Consider the following 25,952-nt stretch of genomic DNA (forward strand, 5'->3'; position numbering starts at 1 on the left):
CTCCTTGGATTGTGCACACGTTCCTCATTCTTGAGCTGGTAATTTTCGCGAGACGCTTCATCTCATATTTTAGAGAAGCGCTTCTACTTGGGGTTACTTCTATTTTATGCTGGGACTTCTAGACGTCGCGCGCTATCAACGCGCCATAGAGGAAGGGCCCCTTTTGTCAGCCTCACCCCACGCCGAACTTTCAGAGAAAGTTCTCTACGCTTACTCCCGCTACCTGATTCAACTCGGTGCGGGCTTCCCCCAGGCTGTTACTGACCAGGCAGTTGCCCAGAATCCCGCCCTCGCTGCGACAATCGTTGATGTCTTCGAAACTGGCTTTGACCCAGCCCGCGGCGGCGAAGCGGAGGAACGCCGCGCCGCCCAGCGCAAGGCTGCTGCCAGCGCCCAAGTCGATATTGATGCACTGACCGACGCTGATACCAAGACATACTTCTCCCGCCTACTAGAAGTAGTGCTTGCCACTGTTCGCACCAACGCTTATCAGGGCAAGGAGTCTCTGGCTCTCAAAATTAGCACCCGCGATGTTTCCTTCGCCCCCCTCCCCAGGCCCCTGTTTGAAATCTTTGTAGAAGCAGACACTGTTGAGGGTGTGCACCTGCGCTTTGGTAAGGTGGCCCGCGGCGGTCTGCGCTGGTCTGATCGCCCCGAGGACTTCCGCACCGAGGTGCTGGGCCTGGTTAAGGCTCAGGTCACCAAAAACGCGGTTATTATCCCCACCGGTTCAAAGGGCGGTTTTGTGCCCAAGAACCTGCCTGATCGCGACGCTGAGCAGGAAAAGTATAACGAGAGGGGCGTTGCCGCCTACCGCCTCTTCATCCAGTCTCTACTGGATGTCACCGACAACCTGGTCACCGAGGGCGGGCACCCCAAGATTGTTCGCCCCGATCACGTGGTGGCTTTGGACGACAATGACCACTACCTGGTGGTTGCTGCCGATAAGGGCACCGCAACCTTCTCAGATATCGCCAACGGCATCTCCGTAGATAACGGCTTCTGGCTAGGCGATGCTTTTGCCTCCGGCGGATCAATCGGCTTTGATCACAAGGAAATGGGCATCACCGCCCGCGGCGCATGGGAGTCCGTCAAGCGCCACTTTGCTGCCCAGCAGCACGACGCTCAGGCTGAAGAGTTCACCATGGTCGGCATTGGCGGCATGGCGGGCGACGTCTTTGGTAACGGTGCTCTGCTGTCCGAGCACATCCGCCTCATCGGCGCCTTCGACTCCCGCCACATCTTCCTGGACCCCAACCCGGATGCCGCTACCTCCTTGGCTGAGCGCAAGCGCCTCTTTGAGCTGCCCCGCGCCTACTGGACCGACTACAACACCGAGCTGATCTCGGCAGGCGGTGGCGTCTTCTCCCGTTGGGACACCGAGATCCCGGTATCCGCTGAGGTACGCGAAGCCCTGGCCCTTGAGGCCAACAGCGCAGAAACCCTCACCGCTGACGAGCTAATCATTGCCCTGCTCAAAGCACCCGTTGACTTGCTCTACACCGGCGGCACCGGCACTTACGTGCGCGAAACCGGCGAGACCAACAAGGACGCAGGAGACTCCTCCAACGACCACCTGCGTATTACCGCACCCGAGCTGCGCGTGCGCGTCATTTCGGAGGGCGGCAACCTGGGCCTGACCCAGCGTGCTCGTATCGAGGCTGCAGCAGGTGGCATCCTGGTCAACACTGACGCTATCGATAACTCAGCCGGTGTGGAGACCTCTGACCGCGAGGTTAACCTCAAGATTCTGATGAATCTGGCGATTGAAGCAGGCGAATTTAGTGCCTCAGACCGCCCCGACTTTATTGCTGACCAGGTAGAAGAGGTGGGGCAGCGCGTGCTGCGTTCCAACCTGGAACAGAACGTACTGCTTCAGGCAGAGCGTTGCGGTGTCTTTGGCACCGACGAAATCGCCGGCGAATTCATGGACCACCTGACCGAAACCGTGCACCTGAACCGCGAGGTAGAGCTCCTACCTTCGGATGAGGAGCTAGCGGACCGGGTGGAGGCAAACGTGCCACTGACCAGCCCCGAGCTGTCCGTGCTGGTTGCCTACGCCAAGATTGACCTGGCCCAGGCTCTGGTAGAAAGCGGTTACGCTAACGAACCAGACCTGGAACTCAGCGATGTACTTGCCGACTACTTCCCGGCAGCAGCAACCGAGAAGTTCGGCCACCACTTTGATAAGCACCCGCTACGTAGCGAGATTATTGCTACCCGCGCAGCAAACCGCATGATTAACCACTCCGGCATTAGCTTTGTCTATGAGATGCAGAAGAAGCACGGCGCGTCGGTCAACGATGTAGCCCGCGCCTTCCGCGCTGCTCGCCTTGAAATCGGTATCCCCGATATTGAAAGTAACGGCGATTTTGAGGCATGGGTAGAAGGCGCACAGGCTCTGCGAGCGCTGATTGATCAGAAGCTAAGCTAACCTGCCCGGCACTATCTCTCTAAAAATACCCCCTGACTGTCCCCGTTTATTCGGGGCGGGCGGGGGTATTTTGCTGATAGGGGCTTTATTAATGAGGCAAGGACGCCGCGGATTGACGTCCTTACCCCGGTCAGCGAGATGTCGCTTAGCTCTTAGTGTTATCGATATCGACCAGGGTGAGCTTGCCAGTTTCACGGGTGTTCAGGGCAACCAGGCTGGCAAGGAGTGCCATCGCGGCGGTAAAGGCGGCAGGACCAACCCAGCTGGCGAGATTATCCCCGGCAAGGGCTGTAGCAGCTGCAGGTGCAATACCTCCGGAGAGGGCAAACCCGATTTGGGTTCCCAGGGCTAGGCCGGTCACGCGTACTGCGGTGGGGAACATTTCGCCGTAGAAAGAGGGCCAAATACCGTTGGCCATAGAGTAGAAAGCGCCGTGCATCAGTACCCCGAAAATGAAGACCAGGGGAATATTTCCTTCGGTGATGGCATGCAGGTAGGGGAACATGAGCCCGCCAGCGACCAGGGCTCCGGCAGCAAAGATGGGCTTGCGGCCCACTTTGTCTGCCAGAAGCGCCCACAGGGGTATGGCTAGGAGGCTGAGCCCGTTAGAGGCGATGGGCACCCAGAGCATAGTGGAGGATTCGATGCCGTGGCCCTTGGTGGCAAAGGAGATGGAGAAGGTGGTGAAAACCATGTTGACGGTGTTAACCATGGCGCAGAGGGCTACGGTGATGACCGCGCGCTTGTGGCTGGAGAAAACCTGGCCCAGCGGAGTCACACGGTGTACGGACACCACAGCTTGTTCGCGGGTTTCAGTGAAACGCGGGGCCTCTTCGAGACGGCGGCGAATAATCCAGGCAGCGACCACCACAAAGGCTGAGAGCCAGAAGGGGACGCGCCATCCCCAGCTCAGTAACTGCTCTTCGGGTAGAGCTGCGAAAGGTAGGAAGACGGCGGTAGCCAGCAGGGAGCCGAACTGGGTGCCGTGTAGCGTCCAGGAGGTAGTAAAGGCTCGCTGATGGTCATGGGAGTGCTCCAGGGACATGGAGATAGCGCTGGCCTGCTCACCGGATGCCGAGAGCCCCTGCAACACGCGGCAGAGCACCAGCAAGATGGGTGCAACAATGCCCGCCTGGTCATAGGTGGGCAAGCAGCCGATGGCGAAGGTAGCGACACCCATCATGAAGAGGGTCAGCATGAGCACGAACTTCCGCCCAAACCGATCTCCTAGCGGCCCCATGAGCAGGGCACCTAGGGGACGCACCACGTAGGCAACGCCCAGCACCATCATGGATTTGAGAATGCCCGCAGCGTCCGAATCATCGGGGAAGAAGATAGGCCCCAGCACCAGGGCAGCCGCAGTGCCAAACACCGCGAAATCGTAGTATTCCAGGGCAGAGCCGATCCAGGAGGCCAAGGCGGCTCGGCGCGGCGATTTCTGCTGGGCTAGTGCACTCATGGTGACTCCCGGTATCAAAGTGTGTGTTAGGGCTTGTCAGCACCTGCCGGGTGACACTGTGCGAACATAGGCGCTACTCTATGGCCGAGGTCGCACAGAGGTCAACATTCGAGGTGCGTCATCCCGCATGCTGAGTTCGCTCTCTGAAAAACAGACTGCTAGGGACAGGAACCTGAGAACAAATTAGCTCAGGTTTCAAAAGTGGACTCTCTGGCAAACAATAATCAGATGGTTCAGTCACAATAGAAATTTCATCAGGATCAAGGCCATACCACTTGCTGATGGAACGTACTGATCAACCGATTTGCGACCGAGTATTAGGGTTTAGATCTACCGCTTGACTCACCATCGCGATACGAACGGGAACGATTTCAATGGGTGATCCCTGTCCTTTTGCTTCAACACCGGCAGCTGTTGCCACTTCTTTGCCAAAATTGCGAGACAGATTGACTACTTTGATGTAAGAAGCGGTCTCAGCTATAGCTTGTAGCTTCTCAAGCGTGATATCGATACTCCCATTATTTGACATAGAGAATCTCATAAGGGGTCTTGCCTGATACAGCTAAAACCTCTTTCAGTTGCCTAAACGCTGGCAGCAAAAGGGGAGTCATGGAAGGAACGAACGCCCCCCTTCGTTATAGGCAGGGACATCTGTTTGCGTAAAAGTAATAGCCCAGCTTCAGGCTGGGAGGTTAGCCTCGTTCAAAAATCAGGAGGACCTAGGAATCTTTCGTATCAAAGTGACGAGGGTAGGAATGATTCTGAGAGCACCTAAATCAAAAGCTAAGAACACCTGGGGTATCACGAGGGAAAGTTTAGAGTTCACATTGGTTTTTTGTACGCCCTGGCGGATGTAGATATTGTGACGCCACCTTTTTCCAAAGCATTGCCGCAAGGTATCTATGATGCGCTGATAGTCAGCTGCTGTTGCTTGACGGTACCCTAGGAGCCGATAGGGTTGCCCAATACCTAGATGTTCCAGCATCAAGTACTGCAACTCATCTCTGTAAGCCGGTGCTGAATCCCCAAATTTCTCCCACAAGTAACCAAGCGCCGGGTAGATATCAAAAATAGCGGATTTTGAGGAATTCATAATCGAGTTATTCACATCGATTACATAGTTATAAACATACTCCGGGGCATAGTATATAGAGGCAGATTGGGATGTCACGTAAGGCATGAGCGCAAGATCTTCATAGATGCGGCCCACCGGAAATCTGTTGCCCTCATACAATTCAGTACGGTGAACCCTGGTCCAAGAAGCTGGCTTAGACAAAATCATGCGTCGGCGAGCGCTTTCAGTATCAAGGTTCCTATATTCTGGGCAGACCTCAAGCTCTTTGACTAAGTTGCCGTTGGCATCCACAAGATTAATGTTAAAGAAAATCGTGTCTTTTCCAGCCTCCATACCCCGTGAAACAGCCTCAAGATAGTCAGGCTGCCATGTGTCATCCGGGTCTAAGAAAGTGACATAGGTAGAGCGCTCTACTAGATCCAACCCCAGGTTACGCGCTGACGAAACGCCACCGTTCTCCTTATGGTGCACTTCGATCCAAGGATACCGCGTGGAGTATTCCGCTAAAATTTTGCTCGTTTGGTCAGTTGAACCATCGTCAATGCATAAGAGGCGTAGCCGCATTGTTTCTAGTCTGGTCTGTGCAAGAACACTGTCAAGGCAGCGTGCAAGGTGGTCTTGCATATTATAGATAGCCAGAATTACGGTCAGGTCATACATCTGATGTGGTGTCCTTTGAACGCAGGGCTAGTCCGCCCAAGTGAATAATAACGCCCGCAGATGGTCCTGCAATAAGGCCAATGATAGAACGTAGCGCAAGATCAAGGGGAAGATAAAGACAGGCCAGCGCCACAAGAACAGTAAGAGCCCAACCTGCCAGATAAAGTACGTGCTTGCCGCTTGCCAAACTGGCGGTCCCCGTCAACACCACCATCGCCATGATGGCGGATGCCAGGGTGAGGGCACTTAGTGTGAAGGGGGAGAGCACACCGGCGTAGTTGGCGTAGAGCAGGTTGAAAAGAAAGGGGCCCACTAGGTAGGCTGCCACAGCGCCTAGAACACCAATTCCGGCCAACGCGATGAGAGGCTTCGCCAAAGCAGCTAGGGGCCGGTGCTGTTGGCGCAGGAAAGCAGAGATCGCAACACCTTGGAACATCTGTAGTGGAATCATGATGGGGGCACGCGTAATACTGATACCTAAGATGAGGGCAGCGAGTAGCAGAGCCTCTTCGGCGCCCCGGGTTTGCCCTACTGATGCTTTGAGAATAACGGGAAACCCGGTGACCATCACTGCATATGCAGCGGAGGTAAGAATTGACCAACCAAGGGTGCGCATTGACCGAGAGGCAGACGTATCACCCCTCACTGAACCTAGTCGACGCCCATTTGATGACACCGTGAACAGCAGCAGCCATAAAATCACCGGAGCAAGAACTGCGTATTGAAAGCCCCAAAGGGAGCCGAAGGTTAAGGCGACCAGAGCTACGAGTGCAAGACGGATGAGGGCTTCCCAGCTGCCCAACCAGGCAAAAATTGTCCATTGGCCGGTGCCGGCAGCTGCACCGACAACCGTCACATGGCAGGCGTAGAGAATAGCTCCACCAGCTACCACCAATACCGGCATGAGATAGTTTTCCCCAAGGATTCTCTGGCCCCACAGGGGGGAAGTCGTCACCAGAAGCAAAGCAACGGCACTTCCCCAGAGGGCAGCAAGAGGTAGCAGCCTTGCCCCGCGCCCCGCCTTGGCGTTAGACAGTTGACTGCTACCGCTGGCACGAGTCACTTCCTGTTGTATACCTAACAGAGCCCCGAAGGTACCAAACATGAGAGCCCAGAAAACTAAAAACTGTGCATTATCTTGCGGGCTTAGCACTTTAGAGGTTATGACGGTCACCGCAAAAACAGCAAGCGCTCCAACGATTGACGAAAAAGCAATCCCTAAGGATTGCTTTCTTGTAATCACCGGCGGTGTACTCTGAAATTCTTCAGACATTGGTTACTTAATTCTCAAACCGGTTCTCCATGGCAGCCACACGGTCTTGTAGCTGGCGGACCTCTAGATCCTTGATTGCTGCTGCTTCAGCCAAAATTCGTGTGTCCTCTGTCAATCGTGAGAGGGCTTGAGTCAGGTGTAGGGTCACTGCGATGAGCATAATAATCGCAAGCAGAAAGAGCAGATTAACCGGAGTTTCGATACCTACCAGATCAGCCAACCAGTCAAGGAGTCTGGGGAAAACAGTCAGCACTACAATGATGGCAGAAACAATTAGCCATAAGGCAGCGTACTTCTCCTTCATTTTCTGGTTGCGCACCTGCGCCAGCACCATGATGACCAGGCAGAGGGTAAGAATCAGAAAAAAGATATTTACACTCATTATTTATTTGCCCCCCACAGAGGTTTTAGTTCGGGTCATCGACATACCGAATGAGAAGAAAGAACGCACCAGATAAACCGCCGATTTCCAGGGGTTAGATGAAGGGGTACCAGCCTGACGCTCACGCATCTCCACGGGAACCTGTTTAACCGTCAAACCGGCACGAATAGCCATGACGCAGGCATCAATACAGTCACCGAGATACTCGGCAGGAAGATGCTCACAGTACTGGGCGATTGCGCGTTTATTAGCCGCACGGAAACCACTGGTTGCATCCGTAAACTTCTCACCCGAGATACGAGTGAACATAGCAGCCAGAACAACCATAGCCCACTTGCGAGGGCCCTTCACCTTATAGTTGGTCGCTTCAGCAAAACGTGAACCAATGGAAATATCGGTGCCGTCATCCAAACCAGCCAGAACGGTGCGGATGCCCTTGGGGTCATGCTGGCCGTCAGCGTCCACCTGGATTGCACGGTCGTAGTTCATACGGCGAGCATACTTATAACCGGTACGAAGAGCGCCACCAATGCCCATATTGTAGGGCAGGTCAATGACTAACGCACCGGCTTCCCGAGCAATAGCAGAGGTGTTATCCGTAGACCCGTCATTGACCACCACCAAGTCAATATCGGGCATCATGCGGTACAACTCGGTGATGGTGCCACCGATGACTTCTTGTTCATTCCATGCGGGCATGATGATGAGGGTTCGGGGCTCACCACCTGTTTGAGGTGACTTATGCATAAATCTAGAGTCTCCTAGGGTTCATGTGCGCCTGCGGTAATGCCGCCTGGGCAGTTCAATTTAGTCTAGCAGTTTGACCTGATGCCTTGACCTCTACACGATCAGGAATACATTTAGTCGCATGCAGTGATTTCGTAGAGGGTTGCTCCGCCCACACGGTCAAGCACCTGGGCCACCTGACCAGAATCTATAACCTCAGGGTCAGCTAAGTATTCAAGAGAACTGTACTGCTGAGTGTGGGGGCCATTGATCCACTCATTGACCTCCCTGTGCCCAAAGAAGAGGGCGTACTTTGCGTTGTGCCGTTCAATGACCTCGCAGACTTCGGGGTTAGTGAGCACTTCCTCCAAGTCCTGGTTCAGCACCTCAATGTCATCAGTGAGTGAGTAGTTGGTGTGATAGGCAGTCACCTCTCGGTCACTCATGGCATAAGCAAGCCCCGCCCCGGTCCAGGGGTTGACGATGATGGTGGCATCTTCGGGCACGTGCTCATTCAGAGAATCGAGGAGGTCGTATTCATCTTGGGTGAGCAGCGCAGCTTCCTCATCAGGGTGGTACACCCAGAAACTAGTCTCTACAAAACCCTTCATATAGGTCGCGGTTTGAGTTCCGTACGCAATACCACCGGTGAGAAGCGCTGCAATAATCCCCATTCCCACAGCGGGCTTTCCTAGCCCAGAGAGTCGGGGGTGAGCTATAAGAGCTCGAACTAGGGCATCAACAGCGGCAACAGCAAGAGGAATAGCTATCACGGGAACAATGGAAGCTACCCGGAAGGGGTCGTGGTACCAGACACCCGTGAACCAGTCACGGCCGTCCTCCCAAGACATGGATCGAATCGCAACGTAGAAGAAGCCAATATAAGCCCAGCTCGCCACCAGCCACACCATACGTGTACGTAAGAGGGGGTAAATGCCAGCAAGCACCAGCAGAGAAATCAGCCACAGGTGCCCCATTGCAACCGGGTTGCTGGTGATGAACTCACCGACAGCACCAGACTCACTTTGACCCGGCTCCCAGCCACCTGCTTCCTGAGGGGGTCGGACAACACCCCAGAGGAACCAAATGAGCCAAAGAAGACCTGCCATACCTGCCACCTGCAAAGCTGCCACCCAGGGGTTGACGCTGCGCTGTAATGCACGCACTATCTGGCGGCTTGCAACAAAAGCAAAGAGCGGAACAACCATTACCAGAAGAGACATAATCGCATTGGGGTGGGCTAGCGCGGTCCCCAGAGCAACGAGAATTCCCAAGAAAACAGCCGGCACAGTGCTCACCCTGGCAGTCTGTGCAGCTCGGAATAGTTGGGCAAGAAGCGCAAGGCCTACCGGCATAACAGCAACGCCGAGGCTGTTGGGGTAGAGCACCCCGAAGTAAATTAGCAGCAGGGGGAAGCCGGTGAAAGCTGCCGTGATAGCGCCCGTCACGAGCATGGTGGGCCCGGTAACCTTAAAGAGGTTCCTCACCATATAAATCACCGATAAGGGCCAGACAAAAGCACCCACCACAAGGCTCATCGTATTGGCGATGACAGGCACATCAGCGTTGGTCAACTGCAGGATGAGCGCAGCAATAGCATGCCAAGCTGCAGGGTAGAACTCTACGGGGTTATCACCGGCTGTCATGGACGCGACGTTAAGGGACGAAGCATTGCCGGTGTCTACGATGTAGCGGATTGCATTCAGGTGGAAGTTAACGTCATAGGTCTGAGAGACCCAATCAGGGTTACCAATGGCATTGGTAATATTCCTGGTGAGCAATATTCCGGCAATTACAAGCGCTCCGTAGGCCCAGGCTTGCCCAGAGCTAAACCAGGTACGACGTACAGCCTGTTCCTCAGGTCGGTGGGGGGCATCCTCAAATCTCAGACGTCGGGCGGTGAACGTAATACCAGCTGCCAGCAGAGCGAGAAGAAGAGAGAACCCAAGAGGCACCCAAAGGGACCAGGTAATACCAAGCCCTGGGGCTAGGATGGCACTGATGGCTACAACAGCGATGGAGATAGCGGGAGCAACACCAAACGCCTCAAAACCTTTTTGACCGGCGGCCACAGCAATGATGAGGCCGGGGACAACAACAATAGCCACTGCAACCAGGGCTGGAAATAGCGCAAGGGACCATTCCATGGCGGGGTTACTCCATTCAGCGTAGAGGTTAGTGAGCAAAGAAAATACCCACCCTCAAATTTCTGATTCTATCGAACACCGCAGGTATATAAGGCTCACACCCACCGACCCAAGGGAGCAAAGGGATGACGTTTTCCCCACACAAAATATTCTCTATGGTGCAGCACACAAAAGTTCTGCGCCGGTGACCAAACTCCCCCACGAGTACCCACCCTAAACTGGGTAGCAGATATTCTCGGCACCATCATGAGCCGAGCACGTACTATCACCGCAGGAGTCAAAGATGACCTATACCGTTGGCAACTACATTCTTGATCGCCTAGCCGAGCTAGGCGTCGACAAGGTTTTCGGTGTTCCCGGGGACTTCAACCTCTTCTTCCTCGACGATGTACTGGCCCACGAGAAGCTGGACTGGGTAGGTAACGCCAATGAGCTCAACGCCGGCTACGCTGCGGACGGCTACGCCCGCGTCAAGGGTCTGGGTGCACTGGTGACCACCTACGGCGTAGGTGAACTATCCGCTATCAACGCAACTGCCGGTTCTTATGCCGAGAACGTTCCCGTTATCCATATTGTTGGTGCACCTGGCCTCTCGGCTCAGAACTCCCACCTGCGCATGCACCACACGTTGGGTGATGGCGACTTCAAGCACTTCATGCGCATGGCAGCCGAAGTTTCAGCAGCTACCGCGGCAATCCATCCGGCCACTGCGGCGTCCGACATCGACCGCGTACTGCGCAGCGCCGTGATTCACCGCAAGCCCGGCTACCTCATGCTGCCCGTGGATGTTTCCACGATGCCCGCCACCCCTCCGTCCGAACCGCTCAACGCCGACGTCAGAATCTCTGCCCCCGATATTGAGCAGGCCTTCCGGGAAGCAGCCACCGAGTTCTTGCGCGGCAAGAAAGTCACGGTTCTTGCTGACATTATGGTCGAGCGCCTGAGTGCCGTGGACGAGGTGCGCAATCTGGTGCGCGATACCAGCTTCCCTTTCGCCTCCCTGATGTGGGGTAAGGCTATTCTGGATGAAACTGAACCCAACTTTGCCGGTGTCTACGTAGGTGGTCTATCTGCTGAGCCTACCCGCAAGGTTGTTGAGAATGCTGAGGCACTGATCTGTGCTGGTGTTGAATTCACCGACACCACCACAGGTATCTACTCCCACACCATTGATTTCGGTCGGGTCATTAACATTTCAGCTGAGGACACCAGCATCGCTGGGCGCCACTTTGCCCCGCTGATTATGTCCCGCTCCCTAGAAATTCTGCGTGAAATTTCCCTGGAGCTGGCTCTTTCCGGCACTGATTTTACTGCTCCCAGCGACGAGGTGGCCCTCCCCGCTATTGACGATGCCACCCTCACTCAGGATGCCCTGTGGAAAGTGCTGTCCTCTAATTTGGATGCCAAGAACACTGTGGTCGTCGATATGGGCACCTCCTTCTTTGGTATGGCAACCCAGAAGTTCCCGCAGGATTCGCGCTTTATCGGTATGCCCTTATGGGGTTCCATCGGCTATTCCATCCCTGCTCTGCTCGGCGCAGCGATGGCGGACATGGATTCCCGCGGCGTGCTCATGGTCGGCGACGGCTCAGCTCAGCTGACCATCCAGGAAATTGGCACCATCATCCGCGAGAAAATCAACCCGGTTATCTTCCTGATTAACAACGATGGCTACACCATTGAGCGTTCCATCCACGGCGTTGAAGCAGAATACAACGACATCACCACCTACGACTGGTCTAAGATTCCTGCGGCTTTCGGCGGCACCGACCAGAACACGGTTACCCTGCGTGCTACCACCGTGCACGAGTTCAACGAGGCCTGCCGTGTTGCGCGTGAAACCCGCGACAAGCTGATTTTCGTTGAGGTCGTCACTGCCCCCATGGATATGCCTGAGCTCCTGCTCAACTTCGGTGCCCAGGCAGCTGCCCTCAATAAGAAAAAGTAAGCGGCTCGTCCCGTAACTATCTTTCGTTAAAGGTCAGGGGCGTAACAGAGTCACAGTTCTACTCATTGGGTACGAAATCTGAGAAAACATAGTGTTGTGGGCACCTTAAGTTTTAAGCTGGTCTATAAGTGCAGATGCGCTATAGAACCCTAAGCAGCCGCGTAAAGGAAGAACTATGACCATAGAAATTACCCCCAACGAGAAGACATTCACCCAGATTTTCTATGAGGCTTTTGGTGCTCAGGCAGCGGGTGTCGCTGTGATTACTGCCGAAGACGCGGACGGTCAGCCGGGAGGTCTCACCATTTCCTCCCTGTCTTCGGTGTCAGCCGAACCCCCCATCGTCTCCTTTTCCTTCAAGGATCGCACCGGTAGTGCTGCCCGCATCATTGATGCCAGCTCCTTTCTGATCCACCTTATTGGTGCAGACAGTGTGGAGATTGCCCAGAAATTTGCGGTCAGCAAGGCAGATAAGTTTGGCGACGTCTCCACCTGGGATCGTCTGCCTACCGGGGAGCCACTGCTGCACGGGGTCAGCCGAGTCTTGCGCGTGGTACCAACGGGTACTTTGGATGCCGGCCCAGCGGTAGTCTTTACGGCCGAGGTGGTAGATTTCATCCGCCACGACGCTAACCCGGCACCCACCGTCTACCATGCCCGTCGCTTCCATCACCTGGGTGACCACTCAGCACTGTAATCTGACCAGTAGATATGCCCATAGGTTCATACGATGAGCCTGTGGGCATCTTTTGATTAAACCCTTATCCCGATAGGCTAAAAGAAAGCCCTATTGCACCATCGAAAGATAAAAACTATGACAGCCCTGCCCGCGTCCCTCCCCTGGATTGAAAAGCTCATCCGTATTGATTCCATCAGTCAGACCAGCAACCTTCCTGCTATTGAGCTAATTGCTGCTGAGTTTGAGCGCTACGGGTACACCCCGCATCTGACCCACCATGAAACCGGCGACCGCGCCAACCTCTTTGTCACGGTGCCCGCCTCAGATGGCAGCACGGACGGCGGAGTGGTGCTCTCTGGACACACGGATGTGGTGCCGGTTGAAGGTCAGGCTTGGACGATGACTGAACCCTTCACTCCCCTGGTGCAGGATGGGCGTCTATACGGCCGCGGTTCTTCTGACATGAAATCTTTTATTGGGGCAGCCCTTTGGTTGCTGCCTCAGGTAGCCGAGACACAGTTGGCCCGTCCCCTGCATTTTGCCTTTAGTTTTGATGAGGAAATTGGGTGCGTAGGCGCTCCCTCCATGATCAAGGATTTTGTAGGACGCGGCATTAAACCGGAGTTCGCCGTCATTGGCGAGCCCTCCATGATGCAGGTTATTTCAGCCCATAAGGGGGCCCATCGCGGTCGAGTTACTTTTACCGGCATCGCCAAGCACGCCTCACTTGCCCCGCAGGGGGTTAACGCGCTGGAGCCAGCAGCCCGCTTCATCACTTTTTTTGAGGAGCTCTCAGCTGGCTGGCGCGCTCATGGACCCTTTGATGAGGGTTTTGTGGTGTCATCCTCCACCGGCGGAGTTAACTTTGCGCGCGGTGGCATCCAGTACAACATCGTGGGTGAACAGGTAACCCTGGAATATGACTTCCGCACCGTGCCCGCCATGACCACTGAAGAGGTAGTGCAGAAGCTGGATGGCTTTATTGAGGACGACCTTCTGCCTGCTCTCACAGAACGCGCCCGTGATGCCGAGCAACTCAGCGGAGTAACAGAGGGCGACTATCAGCAACAGGTGGGCATCACCCACGAATTCCTGGCGGCCGTACCCGCCCTGGGCACAGCAGATGATTCGCCTCTCATTCCCCTAGCTAATGGGTGGGCAGGACGCCCCGGTTCAAACGAGGCACAGAAGGTTACGTATGGCACCGAGGCGGGGCAGTTCCAGCTCTTTGGTGGCGTGGACGCCGTGGTCTGCGGCCCCGGTGACATCGCCCAGGCACATACCCCTAACGAGTGGATTGAGCTAGCTCAGATTGAGGAGTGTGAGCGCTTCATGCTGCGACTGCTAGATTGGGCAAAAGGCTAAAGAAAGCCCTGGTCCATAAAAGTTCCGGCGGGCCCATCACACGATGGGCCCGCCGGAACTTTGCTGAACTACCCCTGAGGCGCTACTCCCAGAAGGCTGGTTTCTTGACCAGAGGAATCTTCCCGGTGGGGACGTAGGTGGCAGCAGCAGCTGCAGCAGTAGCTTCGGTGTCTTCGGCAGTCGGGATGATTTCTGCTGACTTAGAGCGATACATATGGGTATTAGCCCACAGTCCGAAAGCAAGAACACCTAGGACGAGCGCGACTGAGATGACCTGGAAGATAGAGAACTGACCGTCGTAGTAGAGCTTGAAGAAGGAGCCGCCCATCATGCCACCGGCGATAGGGGCGCAAACGGGCACCCAGGCGTAGAACCAGCGGGAGCGGCCCTTGTCATGAATGGGCAGCAGAGCGTGCATGATGCGCGGGCCGAGGTCACGGGCGGGGTTGAGAGCGAACCCTGTCTGACCGCCCAGACCGATAACGAGCACGGTCACCATGAAGCCGAAAGCCAGGGGCTTGAGAACGTCATTGAGGTCCAGGGCGAGGGCGGAACCTTCTAGAGTGGGGGTAAAGTTCACACCCACGTAGAGGGCTGAGAAGACCAGCAGGAAAGTGCCAATAATTTCCGAGAGGGCGTTGGTGAAGTAGTTGTGAATGGCGGGCACGGTGGCAAAAACACCGAGTTTGATCTTGTGGTCGGCGGTTGCCTTCCAGTGCGGCAGGTAATTGAGGAAGACCATGATAGCGCCCGCCATAGCACCCAGTAGCTGGGAGATGATGTAGCCGGGCACCTTGGCCCATTCAAATTCACCGTAGGCTGCTAGGCCAATGCTGACGGCAGGGTTAAGATGGCCGCCCGAGTAGTGGTGGGAGGCGTAAACACCAAAGGCGACAGCGAAACCCCAGCCGAAGGCGATGGTGAAGAAGTTATCGCCGTGACCTTTGGAGCGGCGTAGTTCTACGGTGGCGATAACGCCGCAGCCGATGGTCACCATAATCATGGTTCCCAGGAATTCAGCGAGGTAGGGGCTGATAGTGTTCACAGTATCTCCGCTAGGTGCTGGCAGTCGCCTGCCTATATCTTTGAGTATCTGTGTTTAAGTGTGAAACTGTTGGCTTTGATGTGCAAGACTTAGGGCTTAAAGTGCTCTAACACTTATGCTTATTAGCGCAGTCACCCCTTAAGAATGTGACCCATCACCTATACAAAAGATCGGGATGCGAGACCAAGTCAGGGGTCACTTTTTTATAATTCCGCTAGGGGCGACGCCCAGCAGTGCGAGTACATCACCCCTCAGACGGGCTCGGCGCTGCCACGTAGCCACCAGAGCCCACCCAAGGACAGCCCCCAGGGTGTTATTGAAGATATCTTCTGCATCAAAAGTGCGCACGGCGCAATCATAGAAAGCCCAAAGCCCGGTCAGTTGCGTCAGCTCAATCAACAGGCTGCACCCGAAGGCTGTATACAGCAGAACAGTGAAGCTAAGCCTCCATCGCCACCCCGCAAGAACACCAAGGGGTACAAACAGTAGGACGTTGAGCAGCACCTGCACCACGTATATGGAGGTCAGGGCGTCCAACAACCCACCGTGATCTCTGAGGGCAAATTGCAGGCTCCACCCCAGGAAGAAGCGTGGGTAGGTAGCTCCCACCGTGCAAACTAGCTCATCTCGAGCAGGTAGAGGCAAAAGGGTGTAAGCAATAACTCCAGCGGCATATAAGAGAACAACCGCGGTGAAGCCAGCTGTGCAGAAGCTCAGGAAAGATCCCTGGCGGCGGTACCGCAGCAGTAAAAAGGGCAGAGCAAGAACGCAAAGTATGACCCACAGTAACACCATCTGCTGTAGCACCGGGATTGAATAATAAAAGTAGTACCGCATAAGCCCCCCTGACCTAAACCCTACGGCAAGAAAAACGTATCAAGATCACCGCTTCGCCCCTAAAATGGGCATGAGCCTTTCCTCTCGACGGCGGGCAGTTACCCACGCCAGGGCAAGGGTGGTACCGAGCAGACCTCCCGCTGTATTGGTCATGAGGTCATCGACGTCGAAGATGCGATAAGCACAGTCATATACACCCCAAATACCGGTTAGCTGGGTTAGCTCAATAGCAAGCGAAAGACCAGCAGCAATCAGCGTTGACACTAGAAGAGACCGTTTAAAGACAGCGCGGTCCAGGAACCCTAGAGGCATAAAGAGCAAAACATTGCAGACAATTTGTAGAAACTGAGAGCTCATGAGAATAGAGGTGAAACCCTGGCTAGATGACATATCTAGCACCTCTGCAAAGCTCTGGAAGGGGGTAGTGCGCAATGGATCTCGACTGCAGGTAAAGGGCTCTTGGTTTTTCAGGGGGAAGAGAGTGAAAACCATGATTCCAGCCGCGTAGATTGTGAGAGTAGCGCAGATGATCATCCAATAGACCCCCAGCCGCTCCCTAAAAAGTAACTGAGCTATACCCAGAAGCGGTACCGTAATGGCACATAAGGCTAATCCCCAGACCATGCTGTCATAACCAAAACCCAGCCATGAATTCATTCCTATCCCCGCCTATCTCACCGCGCAGGTCTGATTTTCCCACAGCTCTTTGGGAGGAGACAGGGAGAAGGTCACCAACACCCTAGGTGAGAGTCTCTTACTACGGCAAGAAAAGTAGCAACCCTGCCCCAGCACAGAGGACGCAGATCAGGGCTTGTCCAACTAAAAGGGTGAGCCGCTGCGCGGCGTCCTGTGTTTGTGCAGCTTCAATCATGGCGGTGGAGAAGGTGGTGTAACCTCCCAGGAAACCTAGGCCCAGCACCAGGGGGAGAGAATCAGCGGCCCAGGGTGCACTACCGTTGGCATGGGTTGAGGTGTAGATTCCTATCAGCCCAGTCAGCAATCCCAGAGCAAATGAACCGGTGGCGTTAATGAAAAATGTTGCTACCGGTATATCCCCTTTTAAGCGGGCAGAAATTAGGCGGTCCACGCTAAAGCGGAGCGTTGCTCCTGTGCCACCCGCCAGGAAAATAAGAAGAGCAATCATTCCCGAGCACCCATCTTCTGGCCCATACGTAGACCCGCCACAGCAAACAGTAGGCCACCAGCCAGAGAAAGGGTTAAGTAGCTACAAGCTAAAACCCACCGCTGCTCAAGGAAGAGCTGAACACCGTCTAGAGCAAAGGTCGAGTAAGTAGTAAAACCTCCCAGTAGGCCTGTACCCAGAGACAGGCGTAGCGAACGCAGCCGGGCTGTCTCTGGCCCTCGGGCCGCCAGGTAGGCAAGCAGGAACCCTAGCAAGAAAGCCCCAAGGGTGTTGATAAGCAGGGTGGGCAGCAAGGAGAGGTAGTGCTGCGGAAGGGGTCCCGATATGAGACGTGGAGCTACCAAGGAAACGGTGTAACGCAGGCAGGCACCTACACCGCCACCAACAAAAACAGCGAGGGAGTCACGGGTAAAAGAACTCACCTGCCTAGTGTACTGCGGCCCTACGTTCATAGCGACCGAGTAGCTTCAAATGTTATCCCAGCTCAATGCGTGCCTGGGACGCTAGCTCGTGGAGAAGGTTGCCACTGCGGGCAAACTCAGCCCAAATAGCCCTCAATGCAGCTCCCTGGTGCTCAAGTTCGTCGCCATTGAGACCCGCTAGCAGGTCGTCTCCTTGCCAGGCCGGGTCGGCAAAGAGAAGTCCCAACTCGGTGCAGTGGGCTCCTGATAAGTGATTCAGTGGATGCCCGGTCCGTAAAAGGTAAGTAGTTGCTTTGCCACCTGTTGCCCGGTGGCGGTGCGCAAAATGTTCTGCCGGTCTTCGATAGATATCTTGCGTGCCTCGCGCTACCAGCGTCTCATACACTTGACGCGCCACCTTACCTAGAGTCGAAGGGGGCTTGGGTAGAAAGTAGGCAGATTCTCGATGGTTATGACCCACCAGTATTTCTATCTGCGGGGCAACACCCGCCCAGGAGTCATCCTGCCTGCCAAATGTCGGCAGAGGGAAATGACCGTACTGGGTACCAAAAGGCATCATTGCCGGGTAAAGGCCAAAGCGTAGGGGGTTGGCAAGTACAAGTTTCCACCCCAATGCTCCCACCTGCTCTGCCGGTATTTCAAGGGTGACGCGTGAAGTTTTGCGCAGGAGATGGACCGACAGTTTTTGTTTATGGTTGACCAGATCTAGCGGGGCGCTCTTCGCTGCCACCCAAGAACCCCAACACCCCCAAGCGGTAGGTCACGCTCACCACCACCACATTTTCATCAAGTACAAGGCGTGTGGGGAGATAACGGGCGCCATCCCCACTTCCTACCGCATAGGAGCCGCCGTGAAAATAGACCATTACGGGCAGGTTCTCACCCTGGGGGGCATGAATCCCCTGGTAGAAGAAATAACTAGAAATCAGTCTATGAACATTTAGAGTTGTGGCAAGTAACTGTATGGTTTACCCCGTTAACAGCGTAAAGTAAAGTACAAGGTGAGCCCACTAGAGTTTATTTTTGAAAAACTCTAGGCGGGCTAGCAAAAAAATTTTATGTTTGAGGAAGCCGCCTTATTGGGTACTTCTCATAAACGGGCCCGTGTTGATGGTTGTGGTTCCCTTCGACACGGGTCTTTCTTTTAACACATAGGGGGCACTCTCTGACGTATCAGAGAGCGCCCCTATTAGCTGAATACAGCGATAAGTCTATGCAGCCTGCGCTGTTCGCTTGCGGGAGTGGCGAGCAAAGTCGATTACGGCTCCCACCAGCGCTGCCGCAATCGTGGGGATGAACCAACCCAAGTCATAACCGTGGCCGGGTACCCAACTGATGAGAGGCTCAAGGACTGAGCTGCCCCACCCTTGAGCGTTCATGGTCATCAGCAGGGCCCAGATAACGGAAATGATCAGCGCAAAGCGGTGGGTGAGATTCATCCAGGGCGCCCTGAGAGCGGCTTCTATCAGGGTCAGTACCACCAGAGTCAAAGCTGGGGGGTAGAGGGTGGTGATGATGGGAATAGCGAAGCTCATGAGGCTTTCTAGACCAAACGACGCTAGCAAAAAGGCAATGAAGGTAAAGAAGCATGCCCAGGTGCGGTAGGAAAGAGCTGGGAGCAGCTTATTGAAGAAGGCTGAGGTAGCGCCAATGAGACCTACAGAGGTAGTGAGGCAGGCCAGCAAGACGATAAGGCCGAAGACAACGGCTCCGGGACGTCCCATGACCTGCAGGGCAGCGTCGGACAGCAGGGCCGCGCCGTCCTTGTACCCCTGGCCGTTATCAATGTGCTGGCCAATGAGCCCTAGCCCGATGTAGACCAACGCCAACAGGGCTCCAGCGATAACACCTGAGATGGTGACGCCGCGCAGTAGCTCCCCACGGTCGGTGATGCCCTTGTCGCGCAGGGCTGCAATAACGATGATGCCAAAGGCAAGGCCCGCCAGGGAGTCCATGGTCATGTACCCGTTGACAAAGCCGGCAGCGAAGGCGCCTGAGGTATAGCCCTCGGCGGGTGCTGTTGCGGGGGCTGTGAGCTGAACGAGGCTGAGGATCACCAAAAGGGCCAGCAGAATCACGAGTGCCGGGGTGAGGTATTTGCCCAGGCTATCGACAATGCCGGTTTGGTTGAGTGCCAGGATGAGTGAGACCCCAAAGAAAACGGCAGAGAAGATGAGGGTAGGCAGCATACCGCTGACGTTGAAGTTTGATTCAATGGCCATAGCGTAGCTGACGGTTGCCGTGCGGGGTAGGGCGTAGAGGGCGCCAATTGAGAGGTAGACCAGAGCAGGGAAGATCAACCCAAAGATACGCCCACCGCGGTTAGCAAGATCTTGCAAGTCGCGGCCGGTGACGGCGAGCGCAACGACGGCCAGGATGGGCACTAGCACACCGGTGAGGACAAACCCGGCGATGGCGGGGGTGAAAGCGGTGCCGGCTTCTGCGCCTAACATGGCGGGAAAGATAAGGTTGCCCGCTCCAAAGAACATCGAGAACAGCATGAGCGCTGTAATCACGATAGTTGTCATCGGTGATTTCTTGGGGGTGGGGTTTGAGTTCATGATCTACTCTGTTGGTTGATGGGTGATAACCGGTAGCGCGGCCAAGGGCTTAGTTTACTCTCTTAGACAGGTGGAGTTTGGGGTCAGGCTTGCTTTCAACCAGTAGACTATGAGGGATATTTACTGTTTTTAGGGCTGGGCGGGAGGTACACGTTGCGAATTTCACGTATTTATAACAACAATGTGGCGCTAGCTCAGACCTTTAGCGGTGAGCAGATGGTGGTTATTGGGCGCGGTCTTGCGTTTGGTAAGCGACGGGGGGATCTGGTAGATCCTACGCTGGTGGAGCAGACCTTTGTGCCCGAGGCTGGTACCCCTGATGAGAAGCTATCCTGGTCTTTGGCTGAGATTCCGTCGCAGATTTTGGGTGTAGCCACTGACTTAGAGTCGCTGGTGAAGTCTGAGGGGATTACCATTTCCCACTCCTTCATCATGCCCCTGGCGGATCACCTGAATTATGCGGTGGTGAGAGCTCGTGAAGGCATTGTGGTTGATTACCCTCTGGCGGTGGAGGTAGCCCAGCTTTACCCTCAAGAGGTACGATTTGGACGCCGCGCACTTGAACTGGTGCGAGAACGTTTGGGGGTAAATCTTCCGGCTAATGAGGCGATCCCTTTGGCGATGCACCTGGTGAACTCGCAGTTTGCTACGGAGGACATGAGCGGGACTTACCGCATGACCGAGATTTTCTCGCAGATTTTTGGGGTTATCTCCACCGGTTTTGGTCAGCCCGTTGATCAGTCTTCAATGAGTGCAGCCCGGTTTGTGACTCACCTGCGCTACCTGTTTGTGCGGGCAGCCAAGGGGGTTGATAGCGAGGCTGAGCCCAGCGTCCCCCTTCTTTTGGAGACACTAAAAACGGCTCACCCGCAGGCTTTTGCATGTGCTCGTAAGGTCTTGTTGATTCTTGAGATCCATCTGGAGCAGCAACTGACCGATGATGAGCTGACCTATCTGACCATTCACATTGCCCGTTTGGCTAAGGATCAGTACGGTTCTTCCTCTCGTGTGAGCTAAACCATTGATATTGCACTCCCCCTGAGGGGTAAAGTGCCTGCTATTCGTTTGACACATCTAGGCATTTTTCCCACCGTAAAGTCTAGTCAGAGCCACTTTGGTGCCAAATCTCGCGTCCTAAGATGTGCTTATGTGTAGTCGATACACCTACACACTCATTAGAAATTTTGCGAGAGGACCAGTTATGGTCTCCATTATCGTAGCGGCGCACGGTTCAGCGGCACCCGAGCTGTTAGCAACTGCCTGCATGATTCTCGGCCCCTTCGAACAGGTAACCCCGGTAGAGTTTTTACCCGACCAAGGCCCTGACGATTTAATAGCCGAATACCAAAAAATTGCTGACATCTATCCGCCCGGCGAACCCCTCCTCCTGCTGGTTGACCTCTTCGGGGGTAGCCCTTATAACGCGGGAGCTCGTTTTGCCGCTGAGCGTCCCGACACCGATGTGGTGTCGGGGGTCAATATTCCCATGCTGATTGAGGTTATTAGCAGCAAAGGCAGGAAATCTGCCACGTTAGAGTCTTTGGTAAATAAAGCTGAATCTGCTGGCACCAAGGGAATCCGTAGTTTCCAGGCTGCCATGAACCCTCCAACAAGTGCAGCTGAGGAGTCTAAAGCTGCCACTCCGGAGACCCCACCTGCTGCACTTGTAGCTCCCGGTGCTGCACCTGCGGCCGGTGGAACTATGGATATCGCCCTACTTCGTATCGATTCCCGTCTCATTCACGGGCAGGTCGCCGGGAGCTGGAGCAATTTCATTTCGTCCCAGACTCTCATTGCGGCGTCCGACGCCGCAGCACATGATAACCTCCACAAAACACTCTTATTACAGGCAGCTCCCTCCCACATCAAAACGAATGTTCTTGATATCACCGAGACCGGGCGGGTGTACAACAACCCCAAGTACGCTGGGATGAAAACCATGATTGTGGTGGAGTCCCCCGCTGATGCTCTCGCCCTCGTTGACGCCGGTGTCAGCGTCAGAGAAATCAACGTAGGTGGGGTGACCTACAAGGATGGCATGAAGCAGGTATCTGAGGCGGTCTACACATCAGACGCTGATATTGAGGCCTACAAAGAGCTGGATCGCCGGGGTATCACCCTCACCATCATCCCAGAGCCCACGCCCCAGCTTTAAGGAAACTTTTGTGAAGGTTGGGCAGCGAACCCTCGATAAAGACAGGCAGGAAGAGGGGGTCTACATTGTTTCTGTAGCTCCCATCGTGAGCGGCCTAATGGTACTTGCTGCACTGCTCTACACCGTGACGCAGGGATGGGGGAACCCTGGTGGCTCTGGTCTGCGCCCTGGTGGTCCTCTGGGGGCGCTGGGTGCTACAGCGACAAGCAACCAAGGATTTCACTGAAATGCGCGCGTCCCAGCGCGAATACAAACTAACCGGTCAGCCAGAATACCCGGAGTTTGTGCGCTTGCGGGCGCAACAAATGTTGCGAGACAACAAGGCTCTGACGAGGGCTGCACGCCACGAAGTGCAGGGCCTCTTGGCGTGGGCTAAGGCTCAGGAAATACAGGTGCCACCCATGACCCAAATACTTTACAAAGAAAGTATTTGAGTGTAGATTGAAGTCATAAGAACCAGGGCTTCACGAAAGGTAGCACCATGCAGTTCGGCATCTTCACCGTCACCGACATCACCACAGACCCCACCACCGGCAAAACCCCCAGCGAATACGAGCGCCAGCAGGCCATCGTCCAGATTGCCAAAAAGGCGGAAGAAGTGGGCCTGGATGTCTTTGCTATGGGTCAGCACCACAACCCACCTTTCGTCGCCTCATCCCCCACTACCACCCTGGCCTACATCGCAGCCCAGACCGAGCGCATCCAGCTCTCCACCTCCACCACACTGATCACTACCACTGACCCGGTGCGTATCGCGGAGGATTATGGCACCCTGCAACACCTTACAGACGGTCGCATGGACCTCATGATGGGTCGCGGCAACACCGGCCCCGTTTACCCCTGGTTCGGCAAAGATATTCGCCAGGGCGTCAATCTGGCGATCGAAAACTACGCGCTACTGCGCCGCCTGTGGGCTGAAGAGGTCGTGAACTGGAAGGGCAACTTCCGCACACCATTGAATTCCTTTACAGCAACCCCGCAACCCCTGGACAAAACCGCTCCCTTTGTGTGGCACGGCTCCATCCGCACCCCCGAAATCGCCGAACAGGCAGCTTACTATGGTGACGGCTTTTTCCATAACAACATCTTCTGGAACAAGGAACACACCACTCAAATGGTAAGTCTCTACCGCGAGCGCTTTGAACATTACGGGCACGGTAAAGCTGACCAGGCGATTGTTGGTCTGGGCGGTCAGGTTTTCATGAGCAAGAATTCTCAGGACGCCGTGCGCAAGTTCCGCCCCTATTTCGATAACGCACCGGTCTATGGTGGGGGCCCCAGCCTTGAAGATTTCACCGCACAGACCCCGCTGACCGTGGGTTCACCGCAGGAGGTCATCGAAAAGACCCTGAGCTTCCGCGACTATGCCGGGGACTACCAGCGTCAGCTCTTCCTCATGGACCATGCAGGTCTTCCCCTCACAGAGGTTCTACACCAGCTGGATCTCTTGGGTGAAGAAGTGGTGCCGGTGTTGCGTCAAGAGTTTGAGAAAATGCGCCCGGCGCACGTCCCATCAACCGCACCCCTGCACCCTCGCTACGCCGCCAAACTTGAAGAGATGAAGCAGGCCCACAGCGCAGCTACTGTGGGTCGGTAGGAGTAACACCATGAGAACAGCACACATTGTTGTCGTCACCGCCGGCTTGAGCGAACCATCAACCACGGCCTTACTCGGTGAACAGTTGCGCCAAGCAACAGTAGGAGCACTCGACAGAGCAGGGATAGACGCCCGGTTTACGGTCATTTCACTACGCTCTCTTGCCAAAGACATCACCCATCACTATCTCACCGGCTTCCCTGCGGAACCGCTTGATGCAGCACTTAAGGCAGTAAATGAGGCTGACGCGATTATTGCGGTCACCCCGGTTTTCAAAGCGAGCTATTCAGGGCTCTTCAAATCTTTCTGGGATCTGGTGGAAGATGGAAGCCTGGCAGGTAAACCCGTTTTATTGGCGGCCACCGGGGGCACAGCTCGACACTCCTTGGTGATTGACAGTGCCATGCGCCCCCTCTTTTCTTATCTGAAGGCGCTTGTATCGCCCTCAGGAGTCTTCGTATCCACCGATGATTTTGGTGCTGATACAGCGCTTACTTCTCGAATTCAAGATGCGGCAGCAGAGTTTAGTCAGCTATTAGCGTGGACGCTGGGGGGAGCAAAACCATCCCAGCAAAACCAAGCTCAAACACACCCGGGCGCTTTAGAGGTAACCCCTTTTGAAGAGCTCTTGAGGTTAAATACTGCACGCTAAATTCTTCCCAATCCTCATATCTTTATCTTAATATTTCAGATAAATTTTAAAATATTACTTAAAAAGAGATAATCTTTTTTACAAAGAGACCTACGCTACATTCTCTATTCTGGGGTTCGATACAGATAGGTCATAGGAAAAGGGATTCTTATGAGTGCATCCCACGGCACCCAAAATTTCACCAAAGAACAAGAAGAGCTATGGACGGCATGCAACAATGCCTTAGCCGCACTAAATGCTCATCTTGATCGCACTCTCCGCGCTCATGCGGAGATAAAGCTCACGGATTTTCTTATTCTTTCCGCATTGGTAGGTTCAGGAAAGGGCGCCCCCGCCGCTGTTCGCATGGGTGAGTTGGCGCAGAAAACCAATGTTTCACCCTCACGTCTTACCTATCAGATTGAGGTTCTGCTGCGCCACAAGTGGGTGAGAAAAGAGCCTGTAGAAAGTGATCGGCGCGGTAAAGGAATTATCATCACAGATACCGGCCTGGCCGTATACGAAAAGGCTCACCGCATCTATGCTCACGAAGTGCGTGAAATCGCGCTAACTGAAATTGAGGACAGCTCCTGGGCGCACTTTACTGACTTTTTCAATAATATTTTGGAGAGAATCTCGCACAAACAATAGGTCTGAACAGATCCCTCTAAAATCTCGTGAGACAACTAGTTATTGGTCTGTTTCTGGCCAGCCTTGGGTATAGTGCCCACGCGCTGAGCTTTATAGAGCTGTTCCCTATTGGCCAACACAACCAGGGCCATCGAGTTGAGAGCCAGACCTACGATGAAGATAATCCAACCCACAATCATGAGGGCAGTTCCGCTAAGAATTGCCCCTACGATAAGTGCGGCAACTGATACAAGATAGGCGGGAGAGAGAAGGAAGCGGGTATCCATATATTCTTCTTCTTTCTTTTAGCGCACACGGGGTCGGGGTGAAGGGGAGCGGAAGATGCGCTGGTCGCCCTCTTTAGGGGATGACTCCTGAGCTTCGCTGTCAACAATGTGATGAGCTTCGGTGTCAGGTTCAGGTTCGGCAGTTTCAGTCTCTACATACTCATGCTGTGTTGAATGTGCCTCGCCGGTGAGGGCAGCAGGAAGCGGGCCACCTTTAAGTCGCTGAACCATAATCAAGGTAGAGAAGGCATTCAGCCCCACTCCAGCAAAGAGTAGAAGCCAGCCAAGCACCGAAACAAGAGTTGAGCTAGCGCCAATCATGAAGGCACCAAGCACAACTGATGCCAGTGAGGTGAAGTAGGCGGGCGAAAGTTCTTTGGGATCCATGCTTCCTTAAGGTTTCTTCAAATATTCTTTTCCAAGAATATAACTGGTCTGTCACGGTTTGTGAGCACTTACCCATGGTAGGTGAAAAATCTGCAAATTTCTTGAGAG

The 25,952-nt window shown here is 54.6% G+C and carries 27 protein-coding genes; 10 read left to right on the forward strand and 17 right to left on the reverse strand.

Annotated elements, in window-relative coordinates:
- Positions 1 to 163: 163 nt before the first annotated feature.
- Positions 164 to 2,434 (forward strand): NAD-glutamate dehydrogenase domain-containing protein, encoded by a 2,271-nt coding sequence (locus M3668_RS08735; protein ID WP_251380454.1) that lies wholly within the window; start codon positions 164 to 166, stop codon positions 2,432 to 2,434.
- Between the two features lie 145 nt (positions 2,435 to 2,579).
- On the opposite strand, the gene M3668_RS08740 is transcribed toward M3668_RS08735, so the two are convergent.
- The 7 genes from M3668_RS08740 to M3668_RS08770 all read right to left on the reverse strand — a co-directional run bounded on the left by M3668_RS08740 (position 2,580) and on the right by M3668_RS08770 (position 10,195).
- Positions 2,580 to 3,893, reverse strand: coding sequence for an MFS transporter (locus M3668_RS08740; RefSeq protein WP_251380455.1), 1,314 nt, complete (start codon positions 3,891 to 3,893; stop codon positions 2,580 to 2,582).
- Positions 3,894 to 4,188: 295 nt separating this feature from the next.
- Positions 4,189 to 4,422, reverse strand: coding sequence for a glycosyltransferase family protein (locus M3668_RS08745; protein ID WP_251380456.1), 234 nt, complete (start codon positions 4,420 to 4,422; stop codon positions 4,189 to 4,191).
- A gap of 180 nt (positions 4,423 to 4,602) precedes the next feature.
- Positions 4,603 to 5,628 carry a glycosyltransferase family 2 protein gene (locus tag M3668_RS08750; protein WP_251380457.1) on the reverse strand — a complete coding sequence of 342 codons (1,026 nt, stop codon included), beginning with the start codon at positions 5,626 to 5,628 and terminating at the stop codon, positions 4,603 to 4,605.
- Positions 5,621 to 6,691 carry a hypothetical protein gene (locus M3668_RS08755; RefSeq protein ID WP_251380458.1) on the reverse strand — a complete coding sequence of 357 codons (1,071 nt, stop codon included), beginning with the start codon at positions 6,689 to 6,691 and terminating at the stop codon, positions 5,621 to 5,623. Before M3668_RS08755 ends, M3668_RS08750 begins: the two co-directional genes overlap by 8 nt.
- Positions 6,692 to 6,908: 217 nt before the next feature.
- The gene (locus M3668_RS08760; RefSeq protein WP_251380459.1) at positions 6,909 to 7,283 is read right to left on the reverse strand and encodes a DUF2304 domain-containing protein; all 375 of its coding nucleotides are present in this window, start codon (positions 7,281 to 7,283) and stop codon (positions 6,909 to 6,911) included.
- A 3-nt stretch (positions 7,284 to 7,286) separates the two neighbouring features.
- Entirely contained in the window at positions 7,287 to 8,030 is a 744-nt protein-coding gene (locus M3668_RS08765; RefSeq protein WP_251380460.1) for a glycosyltransferase family 2 protein, read from the reverse strand.
- A gap of 113 nt (positions 8,031 to 8,143) precedes the next feature.
- Positions 8,144 to 10,195 (reverse strand): DUF6541 family protein, encoded by a 2,052-nt coding sequence (locus M3668_RS08770; protein ID WP_251380461.1) that lies wholly within the window; start codon positions 10,193 to 10,195, stop codon positions 8,144 to 8,146.
- Positions 10,196 to 10,439: 244 nt separating this feature from the next.
- Here M3668_RS08770 and M3668_RS08775 point away from each other — a divergent pair, with 244 nt between their 5' ends.
- From M3668_RS08775 to M3668_RS08785, 3 genes are all read left to right on the forward strand, one after another.
- On the forward strand, positions 10,440 to 12,104 hold the full coding sequence (locus M3668_RS08775; RefSeq protein WP_251380462.1) for an alpha-keto acid decarboxylase family protein: 1,665 nt from the start codon (positions 10,440 to 10,442) through the stop codon (positions 12,102 to 12,104).
- Positions 12,105 to 12,279: 175 nt separating this feature from the next.
- Positions 12,280 to 12,801 carry a flavin reductase family protein gene (locus tag M3668_RS08780; RefSeq protein ID WP_251380464.1) on the forward strand — a complete coding sequence of 174 codons (522 nt, stop codon included), beginning with the start codon at positions 12,280 to 12,282 and terminating at the stop codon, positions 12,799 to 12,801.
- 117 nt (positions 12,802 to 12,918) lie between these two features.
- Positions 12,919 to 14,148 (forward strand): acetylornithine deacetylase, encoded by a 1,230-nt coding sequence (locus M3668_RS08785; protein ID WP_251380466.1) that lies wholly within the window; start codon positions 12,919 to 12,921, stop codon positions 14,146 to 14,148.
- Between the two features lie 82 nt (positions 14,149 to 14,230).
- Here the strand turns inward: M3668_RS08785 and M3668_RS08790 are convergent, their stop codons facing one another.
- The 8 genes from M3668_RS08790 to brnQ all read right to left on the reverse strand — a co-directional run bounded on the left by M3668_RS08790 (position 14,231) and on the right by brnQ (position 20,157).
- A complete protein-coding gene (locus tag M3668_RS08790; protein WP_251380467.1) occupies positions 14,231 to 15,193 on the reverse strand; it encodes an MIP/aquaporin family protein in 963 nt (320 codons plus the stop codon).
- Positions 15,194 to 15,388: 195 nt separating this feature from the next.
- Positions 15,389 to 15,988 (reverse strand): VanZ family protein, encoded by a 600-nt coding sequence (locus M3668_RS08795; protein WP_251380469.1) that lies wholly within the window; start codon positions 15,986 to 15,988, stop codon positions 15,389 to 15,391.
- 87 nt (positions 15,989 to 16,075) lie between these two features.
- Positions 16,076 to 16,687, reverse strand: coding sequence for a VanZ family protein (locus M3668_RS08800; RefSeq protein ID WP_353055972.1), 612 nt, complete (start codon positions 16,685 to 16,687; stop codon positions 16,076 to 16,078).
- A gap of 100 nt (positions 16,688 to 16,787) precedes the next feature.
- Positions 16,788 to 17,174 (reverse strand): fluoride efflux transporter FluC, encoded by a 387-nt coding sequence (locus M3668_RS08805; protein WP_251380472.1) that lies wholly within the window; start codon positions 17,172 to 17,174, stop codon positions 16,788 to 16,790.
- Positions 17,171 to 17,596, reverse strand: a complete 426-nt coding sequence (locus M3668_RS08810) for a fluoride efflux transporter FluC (RefSeq protein WP_251380473.1) — start codon at positions 17,594 to 17,596, stop codon at positions 17,171 to 17,173. The genes M3668_RS08805 and M3668_RS08810 overlap by 4 nt, the downstream gene beginning before the upstream one ends.
- Positions 17,597 to 17,648: 52 nt before the next feature.
- Positions 17,649 to 18,326: an alpha/beta hydrolase family protein gene (locus tag M3668_RS08815; protein ID WP_251380474.1), complete on the reverse strand. Its 678-nt coding sequence runs from the start codon at positions 18,324 to 18,326 to the stop codon at positions 17,649 to 17,651.
- On the reverse strand, positions 18,286 to 18,462 hold the full coding sequence (locus tag M3668_RS11180; RefSeq protein WP_353055973.1) for a carboxylesterase family protein: 177 nt from the start codon (positions 18,460 to 18,462) through the stop codon (positions 18,286 to 18,288). Before M3668_RS11180 ends, M3668_RS08815 begins: the two co-directional genes overlap by 41 nt.
- Positions 18,463 to 18,807: 345 nt before the next feature.
- Entirely contained in the window at positions 18,808 to 20,157 is a 1,350-nt protein-coding gene (gene brnQ, locus M3668_RS08820; RefSeq protein ID WP_251380475.1) for a branched-chain amino acid transport system II carrier protein, read from the reverse strand.
- A gap of 153 nt (positions 20,158 to 20,310) precedes the next feature.
- Here brnQ and M3668_RS08825 point away from each other — a divergent pair, with 153 nt between their 5' ends.
- The 6 genes from M3668_RS08825 (at position 20,311) to M3668_RS08850 (ending at position 25,191) form a co-directional block, all read left to right on the forward strand.
- Positions 20,311 to 21,174: a PRD domain-containing protein gene (locus M3668_RS08825; protein WP_251380476.1), complete on the forward strand. Its 864-nt coding sequence runs from the start codon at positions 20,311 to 20,313 to the stop codon at positions 21,172 to 21,174.
- Between the two features lie 184 nt (positions 21,175 to 21,358).
- On the forward strand, positions 21,359 to 22,312 hold the full coding sequence (locus M3668_RS08830; protein WP_251380477.1) for a mannose/fructose/sorbose PTS transporter subunit IIA: 954 nt from the start codon (positions 21,359 to 21,361) through the stop codon (positions 22,310 to 22,312).
- Between the two features lie 149 nt (positions 22,313 to 22,461).
- Positions 22,462 to 22,746: a hypothetical protein gene (locus M3668_RS08835; protein ID WP_251380478.1), complete on the forward strand. Its 285-nt coding sequence runs from the start codon at positions 22,462 to 22,464 to the stop codon at positions 22,744 to 22,746.
- Between the two features lie 47 nt (positions 22,747 to 22,793).
- Positions 22,794 to 23,909, forward strand: a complete 1,116-nt coding sequence (locus tag M3668_RS08840; RefSeq protein WP_251380479.1) for an LLM class flavin-dependent oxidoreductase — start codon at positions 22,794 to 22,796, stop codon at positions 23,907 to 23,909.
- A gap of 10 nt (positions 23,910 to 23,919) precedes the next feature.
- Positions 23,920 to 24,561 (forward strand): CE1759 family FMN reductase, encoded by a 642-nt coding sequence (locus M3668_RS08845; protein ID WP_251380480.1) that lies wholly within the window; start codon positions 23,920 to 23,922, stop codon positions 24,559 to 24,561.
- Positions 24,562 to 24,711: 150 nt separating this feature from the next.
- Positions 24,712 to 25,191 (forward strand): MarR family winged helix-turn-helix transcriptional regulator, encoded by a 480-nt coding sequence (locus M3668_RS08850; protein WP_251380481.1) that lies wholly within the window; start codon positions 24,712 to 24,714, stop codon positions 25,189 to 25,191.
- Positions 25,192 to 25,226: 35 nt separating this feature from the next.
- Here M3668_RS08850 and M3668_RS08855 read toward each other — a convergent pair whose 3' ends face one another.
- Positions 25,227 to 25,457, reverse strand: a complete 231-nt coding sequence (locus tag M3668_RS08855) for a hypothetical protein (protein ID WP_251380482.1) — start codon at positions 25,455 to 25,457, stop codon at positions 25,227 to 25,229.
- An 18-nt stretch (positions 25,458 to 25,475) separates the two neighbouring features.
- Positions 25,476 to 25,844 (reverse strand): hypothetical protein, encoded by a 369-nt coding sequence (locus M3668_RS08860; protein WP_251380483.1) that lies wholly within the window; start codon positions 25,842 to 25,844, stop codon positions 25,476 to 25,478.
- Positions 25,845 to 25,952 lie beyond the last annotated feature (108 nt).

This window comes from Rothia sp. P100, from assembly GCF_023712425.1.
Taxonomy (GTDB): Bacteria; Actinomycetota; Actinomycetes; order Actinomycetales; family Micrococcaceae; genus Rothia; species Rothia endophytica.